General features: G+C 74.9%; 15 protein-coding genes. 4 read left to right on the forward strand and 11 right to left on the reverse strand.

Going from position 1 to position 24,605, the window contains the following annotated elements; genetic code table 11:
- The first annotated feature begins 71 nt into the window (after positions 1-71).
- Entirely contained in the window at positions 72-1,568 is a 1,497-nt protein-coding gene (locus ACL02T_RS26860) for a deoxyguanosinetriphosphate triphosphohydrolase family protein (protein ID WP_412833564.1), read from the forward strand.
- Between the two features lie 449 nt (positions 1,569-2,017).
- Positions 2,018-3,442 (forward strand): xylulokinase, encoded by a 1,425-nt coding sequence (locus ACL02T_RS26865; protein ID WP_412833565.1) that lies wholly within the window; start codon positions 2,018-2,020, stop codon positions 3,440-3,442.
- 45 nt (positions 3,443-3,487) lie between these two features.
- On the opposite strand, the gene ACL02T_RS26870 is transcribed toward ACL02T_RS26865, so the two are convergent.
- The 4 genes from ACL02T_RS26870 to ACL02T_RS26885 are packed head-to-tail and all read right to left on the reverse strand — an operon-like array spanning position 3,488 to position 11,172.
- On the reverse strand, positions 3,488-4,540 hold the full coding sequence (locus ACL02T_RS26870; protein WP_412833566.1) for a hypothetical protein: 1,053 nt from the start codon (positions 4,538-4,540) through the stop codon (positions 3,488-3,490).
- Between the two features lie 35 nt (positions 4,541-4,575).
- Positions 4,576-8,958 carry a hypothetical protein gene (locus ACL02T_RS26875; protein WP_412833567.1) on the reverse strand — a complete coding sequence of 1,461 codons (4,383 nt, stop codon included), beginning with the start codon at positions 8,956-8,958 and terminating at the stop codon, positions 4,576-4,578.
- Positions 8,955-9,671, reverse strand: coding sequence for a hypothetical protein (locus ACL02T_RS26880; protein WP_412833568.1), 717 nt, complete (start codon positions 9,669-9,671; stop codon positions 8,955-8,957). Before ACL02T_RS26880 ends, ACL02T_RS26875 begins: the two co-directional genes overlap by 4 nt.
- The gene (locus ACL02T_RS26885; RefSeq protein WP_412833569.1) at positions 9,664-11,172 is read right to left on the reverse strand and encodes a hypothetical protein; all 1,509 of its coding nucleotides are present in this window, start codon (positions 11,170-11,172) and stop codon (positions 9,664-9,666) included. The genes ACL02T_RS26880 and ACL02T_RS26885 overlap by 8 nt, the downstream gene beginning before the upstream one ends.
- A gap of 96 nt (positions 11,173-11,268) precedes the next feature.
- Between ACL02T_RS26885 and ACL02T_RS26890 the strand changes: the two genes are divergently transcribed.
- Together ACL02T_RS26890 and ACL02T_RS26895 are read left to right on the forward strand one after the other, a co-directional pair.
- Positions 11,269-11,553 carry a YggT family protein gene (locus ACL02T_RS26890; protein WP_412833570.1) on the forward strand — a complete coding sequence of 95 codons (285 nt, stop codon included), beginning with the start codon at positions 11,269-11,271 and terminating at the stop codon, positions 11,551-11,553.
- A gap of 181 nt (positions 11,554-11,734) precedes the next feature.
- Positions 11,735-11,917 carry a hypothetical protein gene (locus ACL02T_RS26895; RefSeq protein ID WP_412833571.1) on the forward strand — a complete coding sequence of 61 codons (183 nt, stop codon included), beginning with the start codon at positions 11,735-11,737 and terminating at the stop codon, positions 11,915-11,917.
- Between the two features lie 8 nt (positions 11,918-11,925).
- Here ACL02T_RS26895 and ACL02T_RS26900 read toward each other — a convergent pair whose 3' ends face one another.
- The 7 genes from ACL02T_RS26900 to sbnA all read right to left on the reverse strand — a co-directional run bounded on the left by ACL02T_RS26900 (position 11,926) and on the right by sbnA (position 24,494).
- Positions 11,926-12,096, reverse strand: coding sequence for a hypothetical protein (locus ACL02T_RS26900; protein WP_412833572.1), 171 nt, complete (start codon positions 12,094-12,096; stop codon positions 11,926-11,928).
- On the reverse strand, positions 12,080-12,439 hold the full coding sequence (locus ACL02T_RS26905) for a hypothetical protein (protein ID WP_412833573.1): 360 nt from the start codon (positions 12,437-12,439) through the stop codon (positions 12,080-12,082). The genes ACL02T_RS26900 and ACL02T_RS26905 overlap by 17 nt, the downstream gene beginning before the upstream one ends.
- Positions 12,440-12,609: 170 nt before the next feature.
- Entirely contained in the window at positions 12,610-13,674 is a 1,065-nt protein-coding gene (gene sbnB / locus ACL02T_RS26910; RefSeq protein WP_412833574.1) for a 2,3-diaminopropionate biosynthesis protein SbnB, read from the reverse strand.
- Complete coding sequence (locus tag ACL02T_RS26915; RefSeq protein WP_412833575.1) at positions 13,671-14,663, reverse strand: TauD/TfdA family dioxygenase; 993 nt, start codon at positions 14,661-14,663, stop codon at positions 13,671-13,673. Before ACL02T_RS26915 ends, sbnB begins: the two co-directional genes overlap by 4 nt.
- A gap of 40 nt (positions 14,664-14,703) precedes the next feature.
- On the reverse strand, positions 14,704-17,982 hold the full coding sequence (locus tag ACL02T_RS26920; RefSeq protein WP_412833576.1) for a non-ribosomal peptide synthetase: 3,279 nt from the start codon (positions 17,980-17,982) through the stop codon (positions 14,704-14,706).
- Complete coding sequence (locus ACL02T_RS26925; RefSeq protein WP_412833577.1) at positions 17,979-23,510, reverse strand: Pls/PosA family non-ribosomal peptide synthetase; 5,532 nt, start codon at positions 23,508-23,510, stop codon at positions 17,979-17,981. Before ACL02T_RS26925 ends, ACL02T_RS26920 begins: the two co-directional genes overlap by 4 nt.
- A gap of 3 nt (positions 23,511-23,513) precedes the next feature.
- Positions 23,514-24,494, reverse strand: a complete 981-nt coding sequence (gene sbnA / locus ACL02T_RS26930; RefSeq protein WP_412833578.1) for a 2,3-diaminopropionate biosynthesis protein SbnA — start codon at positions 24,492-24,494, stop codon at positions 23,514-23,516.
- Positions 24,495-24,605 lie beyond the last annotated feature (111 nt).

Genomic DNA, 24,605 nt, shown 5'->3' on the forward strand with positions numbered 1-24,605 from the left:
ACTGCGCGGGAGCGGCCGCCCTGAGCGCGTTGTGGATCCATGGTGCGACCGGGATCAGTAGCCTCCTGCGCATGAACGACGGCCGGGAGGAGCGCGCGTCCGGCGCGGCGGAGACGGGTGCAGGGCTGGCGGGCTCGCCCTTCCGTGTGGACCGGGACCGGATCGCCGCGTCGCCCTTCTTCGCCCGCCTCGCCGGCGTCACGCAGGTGGTGAGCCCCAACGGGGCCGGGCTGCTGCTGCACAACCGGCTCACGCACTCGTTGCAGGTCGCGCAGGTCGCCCGGGCGATCGCCGAGCGAATCGGCGAGGAGTCCGGGCCCGTGGTCGACAAGCTCGGCGGCTGCGACCCGGACGTCGTCGAGGCCGCCGCGCTGGCCCACGACCTCGGCCATCCGCCCTTCGGCCACCTCGGCGAGCAGGTGCTCGACCGGCTCGCCCGCGAACGCCTCAGCCTGCGAGACGGCTTCGAGGGCAACGCGCAGAGCTTCCGGATCGTCACCACGATCGACCTGCACGGCCCCGGGCGCGCCGGCCTCGGCCTGACGGCGGCGGTGCGCGCCGCCGTCCTCAAGTACCCGTGGGCGCGCCACGGGTACCCGGACCCGCACCCGAGCGGGGCCGAGCTGCCACCCCGCGGCGGCGGCCCGCTGCCCGGCGTGCCCGACTCCGGCTCGGCCAAGTTCTCCGCCTACGGGACCGAGCTCGGCGAGCTGCGGGCGGCGCGGGCACCGTTCCCGGTGGCGCCGTGGCAGCAGACGGTCGAGGCCGCGGTGATGGACACGGCCGACGACATCGCCTACGCCATCCACGACGTCGAGGACTTCCACCGGGTCGGCGTGCTCCAGCAGGCCGGGGTGGCCGCCGAGCTGCGCGGCTGGGAGCGGTCGGCCGAGCCGGGCCCGACCGCCGGGCCCGGTGCCGCACTGGAGCGCCTGCGCCTCCGCCTCGCCGAGCGCGACGACTGGGTCTACTCCGACGACGCCTTCGCCGCCGCCGTGTCCCGGGTGCGGGCGGAGCTGGTCGACGGCCTGCTCGCCGTGCCCTTCGACGGGTCGATGGCCGCCGAGCGGGCCGTCGCCGAGTTCTCGGCACGGTGGACCTCCCGGCTGGTCGGCGGCATCCGCGTGCTGGAGGAGCCGCCGGTCCGCGCGGCGCACGTGGCGCTCGGTGAGGCGCAGTGGCACGAGGTGGCGGTGTTGAAGTTCGTGCACCAGCAGTTCGTGCTGCGCCGCGCGGAACTGGCCTCGCACCAGCGCGGTCAGGCCACCGTGGTCACCGGGCTGGTCGGGGCGCTGCACGACTGGCTGGCCGACGGCCGGGCGGGCGGGGCTGTCAGCGCGGCGCCCGGCCTCCCGCCGCGGCTGCACGACCTCGTCGAGCTGGCCCGCGGCGAGTACGCGGCGCTGGCCGAGGAGGGCGTGGTCAAGGCGGCGCAGGTCGGCGACCTCGCCCGCGGCCGGGCGGTGATCGACTACGTGGCCTCGCTCACGGACGCGCAGGCGGGCGCCCTGCTCGACGTCCTCACCGGCCGCTCCGCCCGCCTCTGGACCGACGCGATGGCACTCTGAGGTCTCACCGAGTCCGCCCGTCGGGACTCCCGGTACCGCAAGTCGGCACGGACTCGCCGAAGCCCACAGCCCAACTCGCCGAAGCCCACAGCCCGACTCGCGGAAGCCCAGAACCCGACTCGCGCCGCCTCGAAGACCGCGTAGGTGCCCCTATGTTCGCGTCCCGGATCGACGCCCGGTCCGCCTCGCCGGAGGTCCCGGCCGAGGTGCACGACCGCGTCGACGCCCTCGCACGCGGCCACCCTCGCGTCGAGGTCGGCGACGTCGGCGGTGATCGCCGCGGGCTCGTCGACCGGGGACACGGTCGAGCAGCCGCAGCTCGCGGTCGGGGCGCGGCATCCGCGCGCAGCATCCGCCCGATCCGTCCGGCGGCTCCCGTGATCGGGACTCGTTGCACGCCGTGATCCTGCCCTCGCGCAGGCGGGGTCGCGCACGGCAGGGTGGACGGTATGGGTGAGCTCGTCGCCGGCGTCGACTCGTCGACGCAGTCCTGCAAGGTCGTCGTCCGCGACGCGGAGTCCGGGGAGCTGGTCCGCTCCGGGCGGGCCGCGCATCCCGACGGGACCGAGATCGACCCGAAGCACTGGTGGGCGGCGCTGCAGCAGGCGCTCGAGGAGGCCGGCGGGCTCGCGGACGTCGCGGCCGTGAGCGTCGCCGGCCAGCAGCACGGCATGGTGTGCCTCGACGAGACCGGCGAGGTGGTCCGACCCGCCCTGCTGTGGAACGACACCCGCTCGGCCCACGCCGCCGCCGCGCTCGTCGAGGAGCTGGGCGCGCAGGCCTGGGCGGAGGCGACCGGCACCGTCCCCGTCGCGTCGATCACCGTGACCAAGCTGCGCTGGCTCGCCGAGCACGAACCCGCCAACGCCGCCCGCACCGCCGCCGTCTGCCTGCCGCACGACTGGCTGACCTGGCAGCTCGCCGGAGGCGGAGCCGCCCCCCGGCGCGGCGCACCGAGCCTGGACGCGTTGGTCACCGACCGGTCCGACGCCTCCGGCACCGGCTACTTCGACGCCTCCTCCGGCGAGTACCGCCGCGACCTGCTGCGGCTCGGCCTCGGCCGCGACGACGTCGTCCTCCCCCGCGTGCTCGGCCCCACCGAGTCCGTCGAGGGCCCGGGGTTCCGGCTCGGTCCCGGCGCCGGGGACAACGCGGGGGCCGCGCTCGGACTCGGCGCCGGTGACGACGTCGTGGTCTCGTTGGGGACCTCGGGCGTGGTGTCGGCGCGCGGCGGCCAGCAGGGCAGCGACCCCACCGGCACCATCGCGGGGTTCGCCGACGCCACCGGCGCCTTCCTGCCGCTCGTGGTCACGCTCAACGCCGCCCGGGTGCTCGACGCGGCGGCCCGCCTCCTCGGCGTCGACCACGCGGAGCTCTCCCGGCTCGCCCTCTCCGCCCCGCCCGGCGCCGAGGGCCTCACGCTCGTGCCCTACCTGGAGGGCGAGCGCACCCCGAACCTGCCGCACTCCACCGGCGCGCTCCACGGCATGACGCTCGCCAACGCCACCCCCGCCAACCTCGCCCGCGCCGCGATCGAGGGCATGCTGTCGGGGCAGAAGGCGGGGGTCGACGCGCTGGCCGCGGTCGGGGTGCACGCGCACGAGATCATGCTGATCGGCGGGGCCGCGCGCTCGGAGGCGGTGCGCCGCATCGCGCCCACGGTCTTCGGCGTCCCGGTCGTGGTGCCCGAACCCGGCGAGTACGTGGCCGACGGCGCCGCCCGCCAGGCCGCCTGGGTGCTCACCGGCGGGTCGGAGCCGCCCTCCTGGGCGACCGGCGAGGAACCCGAGCGCTACGACGGCGAGCTCACCGAGGGCCTCGAGGACCGCTACCGCGAGGCGGCGGAGAAACATCTCCCGCGACTCGGACGGTGAGGTGAGGGTCGGCGTCGTCCGATCATGGTTCGACGGCGCCGGTGCTCATCGCGACAGCATGCCGGGGTCCTGTGCCACAAGCTGTTCGTAGCCCACCCACTCCTGCGCCAGCCGCTCTCCCGAAGCGAACAACTCTGCGGTCCGCGACCGGATCGCCGCGGGGAGCCAGTCCAACGGCGCCGCGCCGGCCCGGGCCGAGCGCTTCCGGTCCGGGCGCGGGGTCCCGGCGTCGACCAGCAGGGTGTACAGCGCGACCGCCGGCAGCAGGGGCGGCAGGCCCAGGCCAGCAGTGTCCGACCGACCGGGGAAACGGACGCCCGGCGGGTCCAGGTCACCGAAGTACCGCAGCTCGAGGGGCCGCTCGGGTCGGTCTGCGAGCGAACGCAGCACGCCGGCGAGCCTGCTCCCGCCGCCGAGGACGACGGATCCGACCGGTCCCGGTGCCGCGCGGAGACGCCGAACGAGACTGTGGAAGGTCGCGACGTTCTCGACGAGAAGGGTGACCGGGCCGGGGCCGAGAGATTCCGTGCCCAGCGGGCTCGACACCGTGTAGGCGCGGAGCAGTTCCGGGGTGAGGATGCCGTCGGTGAACAGCCGGGTCGTCTGCGCCTGGTCCAGGTACTTCTCGTCGCCGGTGAGTTCCAGCGAACGTTCGGCGAAGGGCACCGCCGGCCGCTCCTCGACCGGAACCGGCGCTGCTCCGGACCGTCGCGCGGAATGGAACGGGCCGCGTCCGTCCCGGAGGAACACGTGCACCGCGTCCACCAGCGCACGCTGCGCCTCGCCTGGTGGATGGGCACGAAACAGCGCGTCCACCGCGCGGAGTTCCGGCGGACGCACGGGCTCCCGACGCGCCGCCGGCGGGGACGGCCGAGCCGGCGCCTTCCGCACCCAGATCGGTAGCGCGGGACGTCGGGTGCGGTCCCACCCGGTTCCCCGTTCCACGGGCAGCACGATCTCCCCGGCCGAGGCCAGCTCCTGCAGGGCGTCGAGGAGTCGGTGGCGGGCGTCCGCTGCGACCTCGAGGCTCGCGTCCGCAGCCGCCGCAGCCAGGCGCAGGGCCTCGACCTGCACGGTTCGCCCGGGCGACCGGGTCACCGCCTCCGCGAGGGCGGCTGCGAGCCGGGACCGGGTCACAGCAGGGTGAGGGCGACCGGGTCGTCCCGGTGGATCCGAGTGCTGTCGATCGCGCCCGCCGGGTCCTCGTCGGCGAGGGTCCGCTCGGCGACCCGGACGTACTCCCGGCCCCGGTTCGCAGCGTTGCGCAGCCGGATGATGTTCGGGAAGCGGCCGACGGCCTTCATGTCCCCGACGCCGGTCAGGAAGATCAACTGCACTCCGTTGGCGGCCGCGACCTTGCGTTGCAGGTCGAGGAACACCACGTAGTTGGCCTTGCCGAGCGGGTTGTCCAGCGGCAGCGCACCCAGCCCCGGGACGTCCCGGCCGCGACTCGTGGCCCGCAGCTTGGCGACCATGCAGAACAGCAACAGCGAGATGGTGACCTTCTCGCCGCCGGACCACTTGCGCATCCGCTCGACCGACACCCGTTCCAGGGCCAGCGCCGTGGACGGCTTGAGCACCCGGGCCCGCCAGTTCCCGTCCCCGACGACGGCGTTCGTGGCCTGCCAGAGCAGCTCCAGACCGCGCGGGACCTCCGCGCCGCGGGCGGTGAGCACGTCCACCAGGCGGGCACACCGGTCCCGGACCACCGCGTCCGCCGTCTCGACCGCCGACCGCGGCCCGACGTCCAGGAACCGGTGCCCGGCCCACGGGCCGAGGTTCTCGGGGAGCTCGGACAGGGTCTGCGCCCGCGCCAGGGACTTGAGCGCCTGCCGGACCATCCCGGTCATCGCGGTGACGACGACCGACTTGTGCTGCTCCAGCTCGTCCAGCCTGCCCTGCAGGTTGACGGCGTACTTGTCCAGGTCCTCGGCCAGCGCGCCCACGCCGTCGCCGAGCTCGTCGACGACGTCGGCGACCCGGAACCGGTCCCGCACGGCGGGCTTGACCTCGGCGAACCGGTCCGCCGAGGACCACACCGTGATCTCCTTCGCCGCCTTGTCGACGGCCGCGCGGCCCCGCCGCACGGCCGCGGCGGTGTCGTCCAGGAGCTCCCGGATCGCGCTCACCTCGGCGGTGGCAGCCTCGACCCCGATCTCCCCGGCCCCGATCACCCCGGCCCCACTCTCTCCGGCTCCGGCGGCCGGTCCCCCGACGCCCAGCAGCTGCCCCTGGTGCACGAGCTCACGCCCGCGCTCGCGTGCCTCGGCTCGCAGGGTCCCCGTGCGTTCGAGCTCGAGCCGGGCCCGCTCGGTCGCCTCGCGGGCTGCCGTGTGCGCCACCTCCGCCCGCGCGGCCGCCGCCATCGCACTCGCGATCGTGGTCGGCGCCGGCTCCGGGACGTCCGTCGGTTCCGGGTGGTGCGCGGCCTCGGCCCGGGCGGAGTCCGCCCGGATACGCGCGGCACCGACCGCCTCGTCCGCGACCTGCGCCGCGGCCTCCGCCCGGGCCGACGCCGCCGCGCGGGACTCCGCGTCGCCGCCCTCGGGACCGTCCGCGAGTGCCGTCGCGGCCTCCCGCACGTCCGTGGGAAGGGCGCTGACCTGCTCGGCCGGCCCCGCGAGTCCGCGTCGGGCCTCGTCCAGCGCGGCGGCGAGCGCGGAGTCCGACACCTCGCGCCGGTACGCCGCCACGGCGCTGTCCCACGCCCGCTGTGCCTCGGCGGGCACGACCGGCTCGGCCGCCTCCAGCGCCGACGCGGGCACGTTCAGCGTGGAGCGGACCTCCTGCTGGGCGGTGGTCGCACGGCGTACGGCGTTGAGCTGCTCCTCGACCTCCTGGAGGACCCGGCGGGCCGACTCCTCCGCCGCCTCCTCGCGGGTGATGACGGCGCGCGCCGCCTCGATCTCCGCGGGCAGCGCGGCGGCCCGGGCGCGGCTCTCCTCCGCCGCCGCCAGCCGGACGGCGAGGTCGCCGAGCACGGCGCCGGCGACGTCCGCGGCCCGCCGGGTGGCCTCCGCGGCCTCCCGCAGCCCCTCGATCGTCTGCTCCCGCTCGGCGAGCTCACCGAGGTCCGCGCCGACGCGCCCGAGATCGGAGTCCACGCGGGCCAGGGCCTCCCGGGCCACGGCGACCGCGCCGTCGAGCTCCTCGAGGGTCCCGGGCGGGCAGTCCCGGCGCAGCGTCCGGACCCGGCGGCGGAGGTCGTCGTCCCGGTCACGGACGGCGGTCAGCTCCCGATCCGCGTCCACCCGGTCGGCACGGGCCCGCTCCCGGGCCACCGTCTCGGCGCCACCCGCCGTGGGATCGGTGAGCGCGGCGGCGGGCGGGACCAGCTCGAACTCCTCGGTCCGCTTCCCCCGGACCACCGCGTCGAGGTCCGCCGTCGTACCCAGCACCAGTGCGGTCGTCGGGCGGAGCCCCGCCTCGACGAGCGCCGCGCGGGCCGCGGGGAGGTCCTCGGCCGAGTGCACCAGCAGACCTGACGCCAGCGCGGGTGCCGCGCGCAGGACGGCGGTGTGGGAGCGCTGCGGCACCGCGTCCGCCAGGTACTGCCAACCCGTCGCGATCGCGATCCCGGCCTCCTCGACGACAGCGCGGGCCCTCCCCAGGTCCAGGGCCGGCGGGAGGAGCCCGGTCGCGGCGAGCGCCTCCAGCGCCCGCTCGTCCTCGGCCCCTTCGACGGCCAGCTCGGCCCGGCGCCGCTCGGTCCGCGCGATCGCCGTGGTGAGCAGCTCCTCGAGGTCGCCCGCCTCGGCGACCGGATCGACCGCGTCCCCACCGCTCAGCGCCTGCAACCGGTCCTCGGCGGCCAGCTCGGCCGCACGTTCCCGCAGGTCCGCAGCCCGCTGCGAGGCCGAGCGCACGCGCTCGACAGTGGTGCGCCGCTCGGTCGCCAGGCCCTCCTCGGCGGCCCGCAGTTCCTCGCGCCGCTCCCGTGCCGCGGCCCGTTCCTCGGCGAGCCGGGCCAGGTCCTCCGCCGCCGCGACGGCGGCCGCGCGGTGCCGCCGCAGGGCCGCGGGGACCTCCTCCTCCGGCTCGACGTGGCCCGCCGCGCGCGCCGCCGCGACCGCGCGGTCCAGGTCGGCGAGCCGCTCCCGCACGTTCTCCTGCTCGGCGGTCAGCCGGCCCTCGACCGTCCGGGCCGCTCCCGCGCAACCCCGCGCGGCCTCGGCCTCCGCCTGCTCGGTCCTGCGTCGTTCGTGCAGCTCGGCGGTCCGCTCGGCCTGCTCGGCGAGCGCTCCGTCGAGCGCGCGGGCGTAGCGCGCTGCCGCCTCGTCCGCGGCGCGGCGCAGCGGCTCGGCATCCAGCTCCGCGGCGGCCTGCTGCTCCTCGAGGGACCGGACGCGGGCCTGCGCCTCGCGCCACCGGAGCAACGGGTCGACCGCCCGCCACGCGGCCCGGACCTCCCGCGCGCTCCGCTGGGCCTCCTGAGCCGCCGCCAGCTCCGCCTGGGCCTCGGCGAGCCGTAACCGCGCAGCGAGCCCGTGCAGGGCCGCCACCTGCGACTCCGCCGTGGCCGCCGCCGACCGCAGCTCGACGAGCTCGGCGGACAGCTCCTTCTGCCGGTCCGCGTGGGCTGCTTCGTCGCGCCGAGCCGCGGCCGCCGCCGCCGCGATCCGCCCGGCCAGCACGACCGCCCGTTCCTGCACCGACTCCGCCGCCCCGCCGGCCTCGGAGAGCACCCCCTGGCAGTCGGCCAGGGTCCGCAGCAGCGGGACGGCCTCGGTGGCGAACGCCCGGTCCGCGAGCAGCTGGGGCCGTTCGGCCAGGCCCGAGCGGACCTTCTCGAGGATCTCCGAGACCTGCGCGGGCACGTCCGGGTCGACGATCAGCTCCAGCAGGTACCGGACGAACTGGTCGGCACCGCGGAACTGGAACTGGCCCTCGATGCCGCCCTCGGTGGCGTTCATCTGCAGCAACGCGGTGAAGATCGCGGGATCCAGGCCGTGGTCGTCCAGCACCTGGCGCCAGCGGTCCTGCCGGTCGGTGACCACGACGCCCGCGCCGGGCACGGCGTCCCACTCGCGCAGCGCCGCGACGTAGTCCTTCTGGCTGAGCCGCTGCCCGACGGGCAGGGCGTCGAACCCGGTGCGGCCGTTGCGGTCCTCGGTGCAGAGGTACCACCGGGCGTTGAGCCGGTCGTGGTCCCGGTTCGGATCCGCCGGCTGGGCGCGGTCCGTCCACTCGTACACGGCGCCGGTGACCAGGCGGCGCCTGCCCGGGCCGGACCACTCGACGACGACGTGTCCGGTGTCGTCGTCCAGCAGGTAGTCCTCGAGGTGCTTGCCGGTGGCCTGCGTGGCGAGGAAGTCCTTGCGCGCCGGCCGGATCAGCGCGCAGATCAGCGACAGGACGGTCGACTTGCCGCCACCGTTGCGCAGCCAGAGGATCGAGTCCAGCGGCCTGTCCTGCGAGTCACGGAAGTCCAGGGTGACGTCGAGGAAGCGGGCGGCCCGGGGTCCCATGCGGTCGATCCGGACGCGGCTGATCTTCCACATCACCGGCGCGCTCACGAGGCCGCCCGCAGCTCGCGCAGCGCGTCGAGGGCCGCCCCGCCCGCCGAGTCGGCGACGAGCAGCCGGAACCGGTCGGTGAGGTGGTAGACGTCCGGACCCAGCGAGGTGGCCTCGCGAGCGGCGCCCTGGTCCACCAGCCAACCGAGGGCGTCCTCGATCGCCTTGAGCGTGCAGCCGCGACCCCGGCGCCCGGTCTGCGTGGTGATCAGCTGCGGCATGTCGTCGTAGATCTCGGCCGCGATCCGCGCCCGCTCCTCCGGCGTGCCCTCGCCACCCTCCTGGGCCTGGAGGGTGTCGACGGCCGCGCGCAGGAACTCGTCCACCTTGACCAGGTCCACCAGTTTGGTCTCCGGATCGTCGAAGTCCACGTCCTGGGGGTAGGCGTAGGCGGCGATGCCGATCAGGACCAGCCCGAACACCAGGCGCTCGGCCTGGTCCATGGTCCGCAGGTCGGTGAGCCGGGTGGCGAACGGGCCGCCGGGCTCGGGGGCGAGCACGATCCCGGAGCGTGGGGTGCCCAGCGCCTCCAGACCGAGGCCCTCGGCCATCGTGTCCACCACGTCCCGGAACCGCAGCTCGGTGCGGTACCGGTCCAGCAGGGCGCGGTAGTCGCTGCCCTCGACGGGCCTCGCCCGGCGCTGCAGGCCGAACGCCAGCAGCTCGGCGGCGGCGCGCACCTCGGTCAGGTCCGCGGCGACGGCGTCACTCACCCACGGCCTCCAGTTCGTCCGCGACCGACGGTTCCTCGTCGACGGCCATGCGCAGGGGCCGCACCCGCAGGTCCCGTCCCCGGGCCAGCCGGTGGTGCAGTTCGACGCCCTCGTCCAGCGCCTCCAGGCCCCCGGCGAGCTCGACCGAGCCGTCCGGGTCCTCCTCGTCCGCCGCAGGGTCGGGGGCGAACGCCCACAGCGCCGTGAGCAGCACGAGCTCGGCGACCTCGTCGTCCTCGCTCGCGTCGAGCAGCTCGGACAGGGCGGCCCCCTCCTCGGTCACCCGGGCCACGGACAGCACCTCGCGCGCTCCCTCGACGACGGCGGCGGGGTACCGCTGCACGTCCTCGGCCTCGTCCTCCGCCGGGGCCGCCTCCTCGTCCACCGGCTCGACGGTCTCCCGCTGCCGCGGCGGCGCCCAGAGCTGGTCCAGCAGGTCGTCGAAGCGGACGAGCCGGGGCACGCTCACCCCGAGCACGCGGTCGGCGAAGGCCGTGCCGACCTCGACGGCCTGCTCGCGGGGCAGGTCGAGGACGGGGAGCAGCACGTCCTCCCCGAGCGCCAGCATGCGCAGCCGACGACGCCGCGCCAACCGTTGACGGACCTGCGCGGCCAGGAACACCTCACGGGCGCCGACCAGCCGGCGCTCGAGGTCCAGGTGCACCTGCCGGACGCGGTGCAGCAGGTCGACGATCCGGCCCGAGGTGGCCCGGACGTCCGCCGACGTCTCGGTGTCCAGACCGCCCTGCACGTGCTCGAGGAACCGGTCGTCCTCGGCGATCCGCTCCTCGACGTGCCTGCGCGCCGTGGCGAGCCGCTCGGGGACGTCGACCAACCAGTCGTGCGAGCCGACGTCCCGGCGGGTCGCGTCGAGCAGCTCGGACAGGGTGGCGGCGATGCCGACCGAGGTGCGTTCGGCCTGCGCGGCCGTGCGGGCCGCCGCGTCGAACCGGCGATCGTCCAGCTGTCGCTGCAGCACGTGGGCCAGGGCGCGGTCGGCGTCCTCGATGTCCACGTCCAGGCCGTGCAGGAACAGCGTGATGGCCTGGTCGGACGCCGTGAGCACCGGCCCGTACTCCGCCTCGCGCAACGACAGCAGCCGGAAGCTGTAGGGCTCGCGCTCCACCCGCTCGCCGGACAGGTCGGCGAACCAGTAGGTGAACCGGCGGTGCTCGTGCGCCTCGTTGAGCAGGCCCTTCAGCACCACCTGTGCGACGTCCCGCGCCTGGTGCGCGCGGTCCGGCCGCATCCGGGCGGCCAGCGCGGTCAGGTCGTCCGCCACCTCCTCCAGGGTCGCCTCGCGCGCGAAGCCCATCGATCCGACGACGAGGTCCACGGCGGCCAGGGCGAGCTGGCGGAGGTCGAACAGCTCGTCGTCGATCCCGGCGTGCGCGGCGTTGCGCACCAGCCGCGCGATCGGGTCGGTGAGCGCGAGCGCACGCCACCGCGCCCGGGCGGTCGCGTCCGCCGCGGGCGACACCACGGAGGCGGCGGCCGTCATGGTCGTTGACCTTAGAAGGGCGCACCGACAGAAAACTCTCAGGCCCCTCTCACCTGGGATCGGGACACTCGGTGGGGAACCGGAAAGGAGACCGCCGTGATCGCCTCCCTCCTCGGGCTGCTGCTGGTGCTGTTCCAGCTGGTCCTGCTCGCACGGGTGGTCGTCGACTGGATCGGGGTGCTCTCCCCCGGCAGCGGCGGCTCGGCCCTCTACCAGGCCCGCCGCGTGACCCATGGCATCACCGAGCCCGTGATCGCCCCGGTCCGCCGGGTCGTCAGGCCGGTGAACCTCGGCGGGATCAGCCTCGACCTCGCCTTCATCATCGTCTTCTTCGGCGTGCTGATCCTCCGCACCGCGATCGTCCCGCTCATCCCGTTCTAGTCAACCGTCGGCCCGGGCGGTCGGCCCGTGCCGGGCCGAAATTGGCGTGGTCGCCCGCTGACGTCGTTGCTCTGTGCCGGTGAGGTCGTGCTCTAGTTCCACGGAGCGACTGGAGCAGATCACGAACGGACGTTCGATGACGTTCGGCGCATACCCCACCCCCGCCCGGGTAGTCGCGGGCATGACCGACCCCCGGAACCCCGAGCGCAGCAGGGCCGAGGACGAGCCCGCCCTGCCCGACGACCCCGTGGACCAGGACGCCGAGCCCACGATGACGGCGCCGGCGGAGGACCGGCCGGACGGGGGCACGCAGGATCCCCGCGGCGACAGCCCGGACGTGGCGGACGCCGACGGCGAGGGGTGAGGCGGTCCTCAGCCGGTCTGCGGCGAGTCCTCCCCCGGCAGCAGCACGCGGGCGAGCCGGCGGATGCGCTCGGGGGTGGACCGACCCTGCACGGAGTCCCGCACCACCCGGAACCGGGCGGCGCGGACCTGCCGCGCGGTCACCTCGGTGACCACGGGCTCGTCAGCCTGGTCGCTCATCGTCGTCCTCCGTGTCGAGCACGAACTCCTCGCGGGCCGCGGCCGGGGGTTCCGGCGGCGCGAAGGCCCGATCGAGTTCGTCCAGGATAGCGTCGACCCGCTTCGCGTACCGCCGGTTGAAGGCGTACCAGTGCCCCGTGATCCGCCGCTCCTCGAGCATGTGCCGCGCGGCCTCCGGGGGAACCTTGCCCTCGACCACCCAGTCGTAGACCTGGCTGCACCAGCCGAGCAGGGCGGTGTCCTCCTCGCGGCGCCGCTTGCCCTCGCCGACGAGGATGGTCGCCACGGCGCCGAGCAGCGCACCGAGGAGCCCGCCCAGGAAGCTCGCCCACGTCGCAGCCATCGACGCGGACGTTAGCGGGACCCACCGACGAAACCGGCGAACCCGACGGCGCGCCGCCCGGCGGAGGCCGGAACGCCGCGAAGGCCGGGACGCCGCCACGTTCGAGACGCCGCCACGTTCGAGACGCCGCCACGTTCGGAACACCGCCCGGCGACGGGCCGGTGGCGCCCCTACCCGTGCCGCTTCAGCTCGTGGAAGAACCCGTCGACGACCTGCAGCTCCCCCGACCGCACGATCTGGTCGTACACGTACTTCCCCACCGCGAGGTCGAGCACGCCCAGCCCGAACGGCGAGAAGATCACCGTGCCCTCGGCCGGCACGGAGACCCGGCCGGAGAGGACGTCGTCGAGCGTCCCGGCCAGGAAGTCCCGGTGCCCGAGCCGCTGCTCCACCAGGTGGGGCGAGGTGTCCGCCTTCAGGCAGTGCTCGACGTCGTCGACGTAGTTGGTCGCCTCCAGCAGGATCTCCGGCGCGAGGTCGCGCAGCGAGACGTGCAGGACCAGGGGCCCGTGGTCGAACCAGGAGACCTCGCTGACGTGCGGGGTCCCGGCGATGGTCGCGAAGACCACCAGGTCGCTGCTCCGGATCAGCTCCTCCGGGGTCTCGTGGATCGTCACCCGCCCCGAGGTCCCGGTCCGCTCGAGGTGCCCGCGGAAGCCGGCGGCGCTGTCCGCGGACAGGTCGAACACGCCGATCTCGGCGAACTCCCAGCCCGTCCCGGCGAGGAAGGTCTGGATGTAGCGCGCGATCAGACCGGTCCCGAAGAAGCCGACCCGGGTCGGACGCGTGCGGCCCTCGCTCAGCCGATCCGCGGCCAGGGCGGCCGAGGATGCCGTGCGCGTCGCGCTGATGATCGAGCTCTCCATGCACGCGAACGGGTAGCCGGTGTCGTGGTCGTTGAGGATCAGCACGGCGGAGGCGCGCGGGATCCCGGCCTGCACGTTGTCCGGGAAACTGGAGATCCACTTCAGCCCGTCGACCGGCGACGGGCCGCCGAGCGAGGCGGGCAGCGCGATGATCCGCGAGGTCGGCCGGTCCGGGAACCGCAGGAAGTACGACGGCGGGTTGACCGTGTCCCCCGCCCCGTGCAGCCGGTAGGTGGCCTCGACCAGCTCGGTGATCTCCCGTTCCCGGCCCTGCAGCGCCGCCTGGACCTGTGCGCCGGGCACCACGGCGAAGGGCGGCACCGTGAGTTCGGTGCCCGCGGGGGCCGGAGCGGGATCGACGGCGGTCACTGCGCACCCGCCGTGGGCGCGCAGTCGGCGAGCTTGACCGAGTCGGCCAGCCCGACGAGCACCTGCCGGTCGCCCTGGTAGGCCTCGCGGCTGTGCGCGCACCGGACGTTGTCGACGAGCAGCAGGTCCCCGGCCTGCCACGGCTCGCGCAGCGTGTGGGCGGTGTAGACGTCGTTGATCAGTGCGATCACCTCGGGGCCGATCGGGTCGCCGTTGCCGAACTTCGTGGTGAAGGGCAGGCCGTCGGGCCCGTAGGTGTCGACGAGGAACTCGCGGACGTCCGGGTCGAGCGTGAACTCGTTGAGGAAGGCGATCTGGTTGAACCAGCACCGCGCCCCGCTCACCGGGTGCCGCACGACGGCGAGCCGCCGCTGCCGCGTCTTCAGGCCGCCGTCGGCGGTCCACTCGAACTCGATCGCGTTGGCGCGGCAGTACGCCTCGACGGCGGCGCGGTCGTCCGTGCCGAAGGCCTCGGCCCACGAGGCGCCGATCTCGTCGTTGTAGGTGCGGGTGAGCATCCAGCCCTCGCGCTCGAACCGGCCGACGAGGTCGGCGGGCAGCGCCTCCAGCACCGCGGCGGAGTCGGAGACCGTCGTGGCGCCGCCGGCGGCAGGCGGGTTGAGGCAGGCGAAGAGCATCAGCCCGGGGAACTCGAGCGTGTAGCTCAGCTCGTGGTGCATGCACATCTGCTGGTTGGCGGGCCAGGCGGTCGACGAGTGCACGCCGTCGCCGAAGTGCTGGCGCGGCGCGAACGCCTCCCGCTCACCGAGCAGCTGGTTCGTGAGCCCGCGGAAGACGGCCGCGGTGGCCGCCCAGTCCTGCAGGCCGAGGCCGCGGACGAACAGGTGCCCGTACTGCGCGACCAGGTTGCGGACGGCCTCCCGGTTCTCGGCCGCCCAGGCGGCGGGCCCGGCGGGCGCGGAGGTGGTCAGGACGACGGGCCCACCGGGGCGCTGCGTGAGGTCCAGAGCGGCTGCGGGCTGGGTCATCTCGGTGTCCTCTCGACGGTGTGGGTTCCGGAGGGTGTGCTCAGGAAGAGGGCGCGCGGAGGGCGTCGAGTACCACGGAGGCCGCCTCGCGGGGCCTGCTCCGCAGGAAGTGGTGCCCGCCCCCGTCGAGCTCTCGGGTCTGCACCACCGCGGCGAGGGCCTCCCAGTCCCGCCGCCGCGTCTCGTCCGCCGTGCTCGGGTCGTCGGCGGCCCGGACGATCAGGACGGGCGCGGTGATCGTGAGCCCGGAGGTGGCGGCGTCGGCGAGGTAGCGGTGCGCCTCGATGCAGTCGTGCCGGTACGCCGCGGCGACCCGCTGGGCGCCCTCGGGGTCGAGCTGGTCGAGCTCGGGGTACATGCCGGTCTCGCGCAGCCGGTCGACCAGCGCGGCGTCCGACCGCCCGGAGAGCTCGACGATCCCGTTCCGCCGGGTGGTGGGGTCGCCGAGCTGCTGCGAGGACAGGACGACCTGCTCGACGCGGACGCCGCGACGGTCCAGCTCCCGCGCGGCGGCGACGGCGAAGGCCGTGCCGGAGGAGTGCCCCCACAGCAGCACGCTCGTCAGTCCCCTCGCCGTGACCTCGCCGGCGACGCGCTCGACGATCTCGGCGAGCGAGGCGAACTTCTCCGTGGCGGACGGGTCGTGGCCGGGCGGCTCGACCCCGTACACGGTCAGCCCGGCGAGCTCGTCGAGCTGGGCCGCGAGCGGCCGGAAGTTGACGGCGTTGCCCCCGGCCGGCGGGAAGCAGACCAGCGCCCGCGCCGGGTCGCCGCCGGTGGTGAGCGGCTGCAGCAGCTCCGGCCGCGCCGCCATGTCGGTGGTGGCGGGTTCGGCCGGGGCGTCGAGCAGCGCGGCCAGGTCGGCGAGCACCGGGTTGCGGGTGATGTCCTTGAGCGACACCGCCCGGTCCAGCGCGACCGCGAGCTTCACCGCCGAGAGCGACGAGCCGCCCCGGTCGAAGAAGTGGTCGTGGCGGCCGATCTCCTCCTCCGGCACCCCGAGGATCTGCGCGAACGCGGCCGCCAGCCGTTGCTCTGCGGGCGTCGCGGGGGCCTCCTGCGCGGCTACGGCGGGCTCGTGGGCGAGCTCGGCGGCGAGCCCCGTCAGCGCCTTGGTGTCGATCTTCCCGTTGGCCGTGAGCGGCAGCGGCTCCCGCCGGTGGAACGCGGCGGGGACCATGTAGGCGGGCAGCGTGCGGGCCAGGCCCTCGCGCAGCCGGTCGACCGGCAGCTCCTCGGCCGCGGAGTAGAAGGCGACCAGCTGCGCACCGGCGCCGGGACGCTCGGCGACGACGACGGCGCCGTCGCGCACCCCCGGGATGCCCAGCAGCGCGTTCTCGATCTCCCCGATCTCGATGCGGAAGCCCCGGATCTTGACCTGGCTGTCCCGGCGGCCGAGGAACTCCAGCTTGCCCTCCGGCGTCCAGCGGCCGTAGTCGCCGCCGCGGTAGAGCCGCTCCCCCGGCACGTGCGGGTCGGTCAGGTAGACCGCGCGCGTGCGCTCCGGGTCGTTGACGTACCCACGCCCGACGCAGACCCCGGCGAAGCAGATCAGGCCGGGCGCGCCGAGCGGGACCGGCTCGAGGTTCTCGTCGGTGACGTAGACGCGGACGTTGCGCACCGCCGGGCCGAGCACGACCTTGGCCGGCGCGGAGCGCATGACCTCGTGGTTGGTGTCGTCGGAGGTCTCGGTCAGCCCGTAGGCGTTGACCAGCGCGACCCCGTGGAGCTGCGCGAAGAACCGCTGGGCGAGCTCGGTCTTGAGCGCCTCGCCGGTGGCCGAGACGCACCGCAGGTCCGGCAGCTCCCGGCCGGTGCGCTCCAGGTAGGACAGCACGACCTCGAGGTAGGAGGGCACCAGCTGCAGCACCGCGACCCGCTCGGCGACGACCGTGTCGACGAACCGTTCGACGTCGAGGATCGAGTCCTGCCCGACGACGACGGTCCGGCCGCCGACCAGCAGCGCCGACACCAGCTGCCAGAGCGAGATGTCGAAGCACTGCGGGGCGGTCTGCGCGACCACCGCGCCCTCGGCGATCTCCAGGTCCTCGATCTTCGCGAGCAGGTGGTTGAGCATCCCCGCGTGCTCGCACAGCGCGCCCTTCGGCTCGCCGGTGGAGCCGGAGGTGAAGTAGACGTAGGCGGCCTGGTCGGGCCCGACGGCCACACCGAGGTCGGACCCGTCGGCCTCCTCGGCCAGCGCGTCGGCGAGGGTGAGCACGCCGACCCCGGGCAGGGCGGCGAGCGCGCGGTCCAGCGTCTCGGTGCTGCCCGGTTCGGTGACGGCCAGCGCCGCCTCGGCCCGGGTCAGCGTCCGCTGGATGCGCTCGGCCGGGAAGTGCGGCTCGATCGGCAGGTACACCCCACCCGCCTTGAAGACGGCGAGCACCGCGGCCATCCAGTCGAGGTTCCGCTCCGTGACCACGGCGACGACGCCCTCGGGCACCAGCCCGCGCGCCCGCAGCGCCCGGGCCAGCCGGTTCGCCCGGTCGTTCAGCTCGGCGTAGGTCCAGCGCGTGTCGCCCTGGACCACGGCGACCGCGTCGGGGTGGCGGCGGACGCGCTCCTCGACCAGCTCGTGGAACCGCCGGTCCGGCAGCGGGCGGCGGGGCCCGGCGAGGCCCTCGAGCTGGTAGGTCCGCTCCTCGTGCGACAGCAGGGTCGACGCCGCGTGGTCGGCCTCGGGGTCCGCGGTGAGCTGGGCGAGCGCGGCGAGGTGGTAGCCCGCGATCCGCGAACCGGCGGCGGGGTCGAGGACGTCCGTGCGGTGCGTGAGCTCCAGGTGCCCGTCGCGGACGCCGACGGTCAGGACGACCTCCCCTGCCGGCTCCGGCGCCGGCCCGGCCGGGTCCAGGGCCGTCTCGAACACCGGACCGGCCAGGCCGAGCTCGGCGCGCAGCGCGTCGACCGGGAAGTCCTGGTGGGCGCGCAGCTCGGCGACGGTCTTCTCCGCGGCCGTGAGCAGGCTGCGCCAGGGCCCGGGCTCCACGGCGAGCCGCAGCGGGAGTTGCCCGGCGGGGGTGACCAGCCCGGTGACGGTCTCGGGCTCGCCGGACAGCGCGGCCAGCACCTTCGTGTGCGCGGCGATCAGGGCGGCCTCGGTGACCGGCCCCGGCAGCGGCACCGCCACGGTCGCGACGCCCGGGCGCGGATCCGGTGCCCAGCGCGGGAGCGTGGTGCGCCCGCCCGCGGCGAGCGCGGCGGTCCACCAGACGCGGGCCGCGCTGCCGGGGGCGCAGGTCGGGGCGGCGGTCGGCGAGGTCATCAGGTTCTCCCGGGTGATCATCGGGGTGGTCGTCGGGGTGATCGGGGTGGTCATCGCACGGGCTCCTCGCGGGCCGTGAGGAGGGCGGCGGTCCAGTCGGACGCGCCCTCGGCGGTCGGGGCGGGCAGGGCGGACGCCGGGGCCGGCGCGGGGGTCTCCGGCAGCTCGTGGGCCGGGTTGCCGCCCCACCGCGAGCCCGCCGGGATCTCCTCGCCCTTCATGACGAACGAGTCGGGGGCGATCTCCACGGCGTCGCCGATCGACACCCCGTAGTGGACGAAGGCGGCGACGCCGAGGGTCACACCCGCACCGAGCGTGGTGCGGTCGGACTTGAAGGCGCCGTCCTCCTGGGAGTGGCACTGGATCGTCGTACCGAAGTTGAGCGTGCAGTCGTCGCCGACGGCGGTCAGGGTGCGCTCGGTGAGCCCGAGGCCGTCGTCGAACACCCGGCGGCCCATCCGGACCCCGAGCATGCGCGAGATCAGGTTCTTGAAGGGCGTGCCGCCGAGCAGTCGCTCCATCGGCGGGACCACCAGCTTCCAGAAGCGCTCGTGCCGCCAGAACTGCCGGTCGTAGATCGAGCAGGACTTCGGGCGGAGCCGGCGGAAGCCGAGGATCGCCCGCTCCCACAGCACGAACCAGAAGATCGTGAACAGCAGGCTCGCCACCAGCTCCAGCGCGAAGGCGACCGCGCCGAAGTCCCGGAAGTGGTCGAGGGCCAGCAGGCCCAGCAGCAGCAGACCGAGGACGTGACCCCAGCGCACCAGCAGGGCGAGGCCGATCGTGACCAGGTTGTGCAGGTTCTTGCGGCGCAGGCGGCGGCGGCGCTCGCGGACGTCGATCTCCAGGACCCGGTCCCGCTGGACGGTGCGGGGGATCTCGAACGCGGGCGACCCGAGCAGCCCCACACCCTCGCGCACCGGCCCGTCGATCGGGATCGCGACCTTGCTCGCGAGCAGGCAGTCGTCGCCGGTGCGCCCCCCGATCGGGTAGGCGATCTGGTTGCCGAGGAAGTTGTGGCCACCGATGGCGACCCGCGAGGTCCGGAACGAGCTGTTGGAGAAGTCGGCGTTGTTCACCGACAGCCCGTCGGCGACGACCGTGCCCCGCCCCACGGAGGTGAGGTACGGCGTCTCGTGCGCGACGGCCGAACCGAAGTTCGAGCCGGTCTGCTCGACCTTGCCGAGGTCGTAGCCCAGCAGGTACAGGTAGCTCACGATGTACGAGCTGTCCCCGAACAGGTAGACGAAGGTCTTGACGTTCGTCAGCCGGGTGACGGTGCGGTGCATCGAGTAGCGCCATCCGTGGACCGGGTAGACGCGGTCCGGCCGGACGAACAGGGCCGCGAGCCGGGGCACGGTGAGCACGATCAGCAACCCGACGACAAGGCTGCCGAAGACGAGCAGCGCGGACTCGGCCACGGCCTCCAGGTAGAACGGCGCGGAGGTGTAGCCCCCGAAGCCCGGCCGGAGCAGCTCCTTGAACCGCGGCACGGTGTTGACCACGAGGAACAGGCCGCCGAAACCGAGGGGCAGGTAGATCGCGAACAGCTTCACCAGCTGGCTGGTGACGTAGGTGACCTTGCGCAGCGCGCGGATCCGCACCGGGGGGACGCCGTGGAAGTCGGTGTCCGTCGGAACGGCCGGCGAGCCGTGCCAGCTCTCCCCCGCGGGAACGCTCTGCCCGCGGTGCAGCGAGGACGCGTGGCCGAGCTGCGCACCGTCGCCCATCGCGGTACCGATGTCGAGCACACCCTTCTCGCCGACGACGACGTCACGACCCAGCGTGACCCGCCCGGTCTGGATCGTCCCGGCGTGCGCCCGATAGCCGAGCAGGAGCGCGTCCTTGCGGATTACGGTGCCCGAGCCGATCGTCACGAGGTCGGTGCAGACCGGCAGGTTCCGGGTGAGGATCACGACGTCCTTGCCCACCTTCGCCCCGAGGGCCCGCAGGTAGAGGGTGTAGATCGGCGAGCCGACCATGAGCAGCGCGATCGGGTTGCTGCGGACCAGCGTCTTCACGAGCCAGAACCGGAAGTACCGCAGGCTCCAGACCGGGATCTCCTTCTCCTTCCAGCGCCCGACCAGCAGCCACTTCGCCACGATCGGCAGCAGGCACAACGCGAGGAACGCGCCGCCCCCCGCCTCGGCCGAACGGACGTAGATCTCGAGCGGCGCGGTGCTCGTCTCGATCCACGTGTAGGCGCGCTCCATGACGACGCCGGCGGTCGTCACGTAGAGCACGAACACCAGGAACTGCAGGAGCCCGGTGAGGTAGTAGCCCAGCGTGCTGTGCCGCACCGGGCGGACGGGCGCGGGTGCGGCCTGGACCGCTGCGGGAGCCGCCGCGCTCGGCGCCGCCGCGGCGGCCATGCCGGCGATGGTGGGGTTGGCGTAGACGTCGCGGATGGAGATCGACGGCAGGTCCTCCCGCTTGCGCAGCCGCGCGCAGAACCGGGTCATCACCATCGAGTCGGCGCCGAGGTCGTCGAAGACGTTGCGGTCGGTCGGGACGTGCTCGACGTCCAGCACCTCGGCCAGGACCTGCGCGAGCCCGCGGACGACGTCGTCGCCCGCCGCGCCGGCCGGGACCACCGGTGCGGCCGCGGCCATCGACGGGGCGAAGGCCGTCGCCATCCCGGCGATCGTCGGGTGCGCGTAGACGTCCTTGATCGAGATCGACGGCAGGTCGGCCCGCTTGCGCAGCCGCGCGCAGAACCGGGTCATCACCATCGAGTCGGCGCCGAGGTCGTCGAAGACGTTGCGGTCGGTCGGGACGTGCTCCACGGCCAGCACCTCGGCCAGCACGCTCGCGAGCGCGGCGGCCAGGCCCGCCGTCGACGGTGCCCCGGCCGGGGCGGCCGGCGGCGTCGGAGCCGGCGGTGCGGGAGCCGGGACCGGGACCGCCGGCGTCGGCACGGGAGCGGCCGGAGCCGGGGCCGTGGGGACGGGAGCCGGGATCGCGGGGGCCGGGATCGCGGGGGCCGGGCTCGCCGGAGCCGGGCTCGCCGGAGCCGGGCTCGCCGGAGCCGGGACTGCGGGAGCCGGGACCGCCGGGGCCGGACCCGCGGGAGGGGCCGGCGCGGGAGCCGGGACCGCCGGGGCCGGACCCGCGGGAGGGGCCGGCGCGGGAGCCGGTGCCGCAGCCCGCGGGAAGGGGCTGGGTGCCGGAGCCGCGGGCCGCACGCCGGGGGGCCGCTCGAACGAGCGCGGGAAGGGCGTGGGTGTCCGGCGCGGGGTGGGCGAGGGCGCCGGGGCCGGGCGCGCGGTGGGCGAGGGCGCCGGGGCCGGGCGCGCGGTGGGCGAGGGCGCCGGGCCCGCCGGGCGTGGATAGGGCGTGGGCCGCGCCGGCGCCGGGGCGGCCGACCGCGGGTAGGGCGTCGGACGCCGCGAGGGGACGGCGGGCCCGGGCTCATCCGCCGGGGCGGGACGCTCCGGCACCGCATCCGGAGACGGGACCGGAGACGGGACCGGAGACGGAGCCGGGGCGACCGGAGACGCAGCCGGGGCCAGAGATGCCGCCAGGTCCGGAGAGGGAGGTGCGGCCGGGGCGGGAGACGGAGACGCAGCCGGGGCCGGGGTGGGAGTGGCGGCCGGAGACGGGGCCGGAGTGGGAGTGGCCGGCGGGGCGGGCGCCGAGCCCATGATCTGCTCGAACGTGAGGACGTCCGGCCGGGGCTCGGCCGGTGGGGCCGGTGTCGCTGCCGGGGCCGTCGTCGCGCCCACGATCTGGTCGAAGGTGAGGATCCCCGGCTCGACCGGCGCGGCGGGCTCGACCGGCGCGGCTGGCTCGGCCCCCGCGGCGGGCTCGACCGTTGCGGGAGCGTCGGCCGGCCCGGACGGCGCTCGCTCGGCCACCGGAGCGGACGCGGAGGCGCCGGCGGCCGGTGGCGCCGGCGGGCGCAGCCGCTCGAGCTGTTCCTGCAGCCGCGCGTTCTCGGCGCGCAGCCGGGTCATCTCCCCGCCGCTCCTGGGCAGGGCGGCGCGGTCGATGCGGCCGTCGGCCGTCAGCGGCAACGTGTCGAGGCGCTCGAGCCGGGCAGGCACGTGGTCCGACGGCAGGCGCTCGCGGAGCCACGACCCGATCTCCCGCTCGGTCACCCCCGGGCTGTCCGCCCGCAGCGTGTAGAAGCCGACCAGGTCCGGGACGCCGGGTGCGCCCTCGTGCGCGGCGACGGCCGCCGAGGCCACCCCGGGAACCGCCAGCATCACCGACTCGATCGCGGCGAGGTCCACGTGCTCGCCGCGCACGAGCACCTGCAGGGCCGTGCGGCCGCGGTACTCGATCTCGCCGGCGTCGTCGACGCGGCCGAGGTCACCGGTGCGGTAGATCCGTCCGGACGGATTGCCGGGGATGCCGAGGAAGTCCTCGACGAAGGCGTCGCCCGAGGGGTCCGGGTAGCCGCAGGCCAGGCCGAGGCCGGCCACACCGATCTCACCGGTCTCGCCGTGCGGCAGTGCGTGCCGCGGGGTGTCGGGATCGAGCACGACGGTCGCGAAGGTGGGCAGCGGGGTCCCGATGGTCATCGGCTTGTCCGGGTGCGCCTCGGTCCAGGTCGCCGCGACGGTCGCCCCCGGCGGCACATAGGCCACGAGGAACCGCCGGCCGGGCCGGTACCAACGCGCGACCAGGCCCTGCGGGCAGGCCTCCCCCGAGACCAGCAGGAACCGCAGCTGGGGCAGGTCCGCCTCCAGCGTCGCCAGGACGGCCGGGGTGGTGCACAGCGCGGTGACCCGGCGCTCGCTCAGGACGGCGTGCAGGACGTCGCCGGTGAGACGCGGACCGTCGGGCGCGGGCACCAGGGTTGCGCCGGCCGCCCAGCCCATCCACACCTCCTCGATGCCGCCGCCGGAGAACAGGGCGCGGCCCTGGTAGAGGCGGTGCCCCCGGACACCGAAGGTCTCGGACGAGACCCGCACCGCGTTGCACATGCTGCGGTGGTCGATCGCCACGCGCTCGGACCAGCCGGCGGGGCCGGGTACGTGCAGGACGTACGCGGGCCGGTCGGCGGGTTCGCCGCGCTCGGCGGGCTGCAGCCGCGCAGGACTCATCTCGGCGATCAGTGCGGTGGCCTCGTCGACGGCCAGGACCTCGGCGCCCGACGGGAGCGACCCGACGACGCCGACCCGTCCGCGCAGGTGCGAGCGGGTGAGCACGAGCCGGGCCTCGGCGTCGGCGACGACGAACCCGAGTCGCTCGGCCGGCGCGTCGGGATCGAGCGGCACGCAGGTGGCGCCGATCTTGAGCACCGCGAGCACCGCGACGTAGGTCTCGACGCGGACGTCGAAGAGCAGGGCGACCCGGTCGCCGGGACGGGCGCCGTGCAGGCGCAGGAAGCGCGCGAGCCGGTTGGCCCGGGCGTCCAGCTCGTCGTAGGTCAGCGCGATCCCCGCGCCGTCGACGGCGAGCTGGCCCGCCCGGCCGTACTCCCGGATCCAGTCGCACCGCTCCTCGAACACCGAGTCGAGGCGCTCGTGCCGGCGCACGCGCCAGCCCTGTGCCTCGTGCCGGTCCACCAGGACCAGCTCCGAGAGCGGGACCGGCGCCGCAGCGATGCGGTCACCGGCTTCCGACATCGTCATGGCTCAGGCCACCAGGCTCTCGTCGGCCGGCTCGGCGGCGAGCACCTCGTCGCCGAAGTTGTCCCGGACCCAGTCGGCCCGGTACAGCGTGTCGAGGTACCGCTCGCCCAGGTCGGGGGCGAGCGTTACCGACGTGAGGTGCCCGGCCGAGTTCTGGTCCAGCCAGGCCTTCGCGCCGCTCACCACCGTGCCCGTCGAGCCGCCGAAGAGGAAGCCCTTTCTGGCGATCCGGTGGCACATGGCGATCGCGTCGGGCTCCTCGACGAACACGACGTCGTCGACGTAGGACCGGTCGAAGATGTCCGGCACGACGCTCGTGCCCAGGCCGGGGATCATCCGGCGCCCGGACTGCTGACCGAAGGTCACCGAGCCGACGGCGTCGACGGCCACGATGTGCACGTCCGGCCGGTACTGGCGGAACCAGCGGGCGCAGCCCATCAGCGTGCCGGTGGTGCCCGCGCCGACGAACAGGACGTCGAGCTGCGGGAACTCCTCGGCGATGGCCGGCGCGGTGGTGCGGAAGTGCGCCTTCCAGCTGTTCGGGTTGGCGTACTGGTTCAGGCAGTGGGCGGACGGGTCCGAGGCCACCAGGGACCGGACGTAGGCCTGCCGGGCACCGAGGAAGCCCTCGGGGCCGGCCTCGCGGATCACGTGGACCTCGGTGCCCATGGCCTCCATCAGCCGGATGGTGGCGACGTTGCACCGGGCGTCGGTGACGCAGACGAAGCGGTAGCCCTTGTTGGCCGCGATGATGCTCAGCGCCACGCCCAGGTTGCCGGACGACGACTCGACCAGCGTCGAGCCGGGCCCGATCTCGCCGTTGCGCTCGGCGGCCTCGATCATCTCGGAGGCGGCCTTGAGCTTCACCGAACCGGCGAAGTTGAAGCCCTCGCACTTGAGGTAGAGCTCGTGCCCGACGAGGGAGCGCAGGTCGACGAACAGTCGCTCTTCGGTGAATTCCTGCGGAGCACTCACGATCGGCATTGCGGCCTCCCCCCGTCGTGCAGCGTCTGTGCTGCGTTCCCCCGGTTCGTCGTCCGCCATCGGTGCGGTTCGACGCCAACGAGAATGCTCTGGGGAGAGCCGCCGGACATT

The sequence above is a fragment of the Pseudonocardia oceanicola genome (assembly GCF_047200735.1).
Classification (GTDB): Bacteria; Actinomycetota; Actinomycetes; order Mycobacteriales; family Pseudonocardiaceae; genus Pseudonocardia.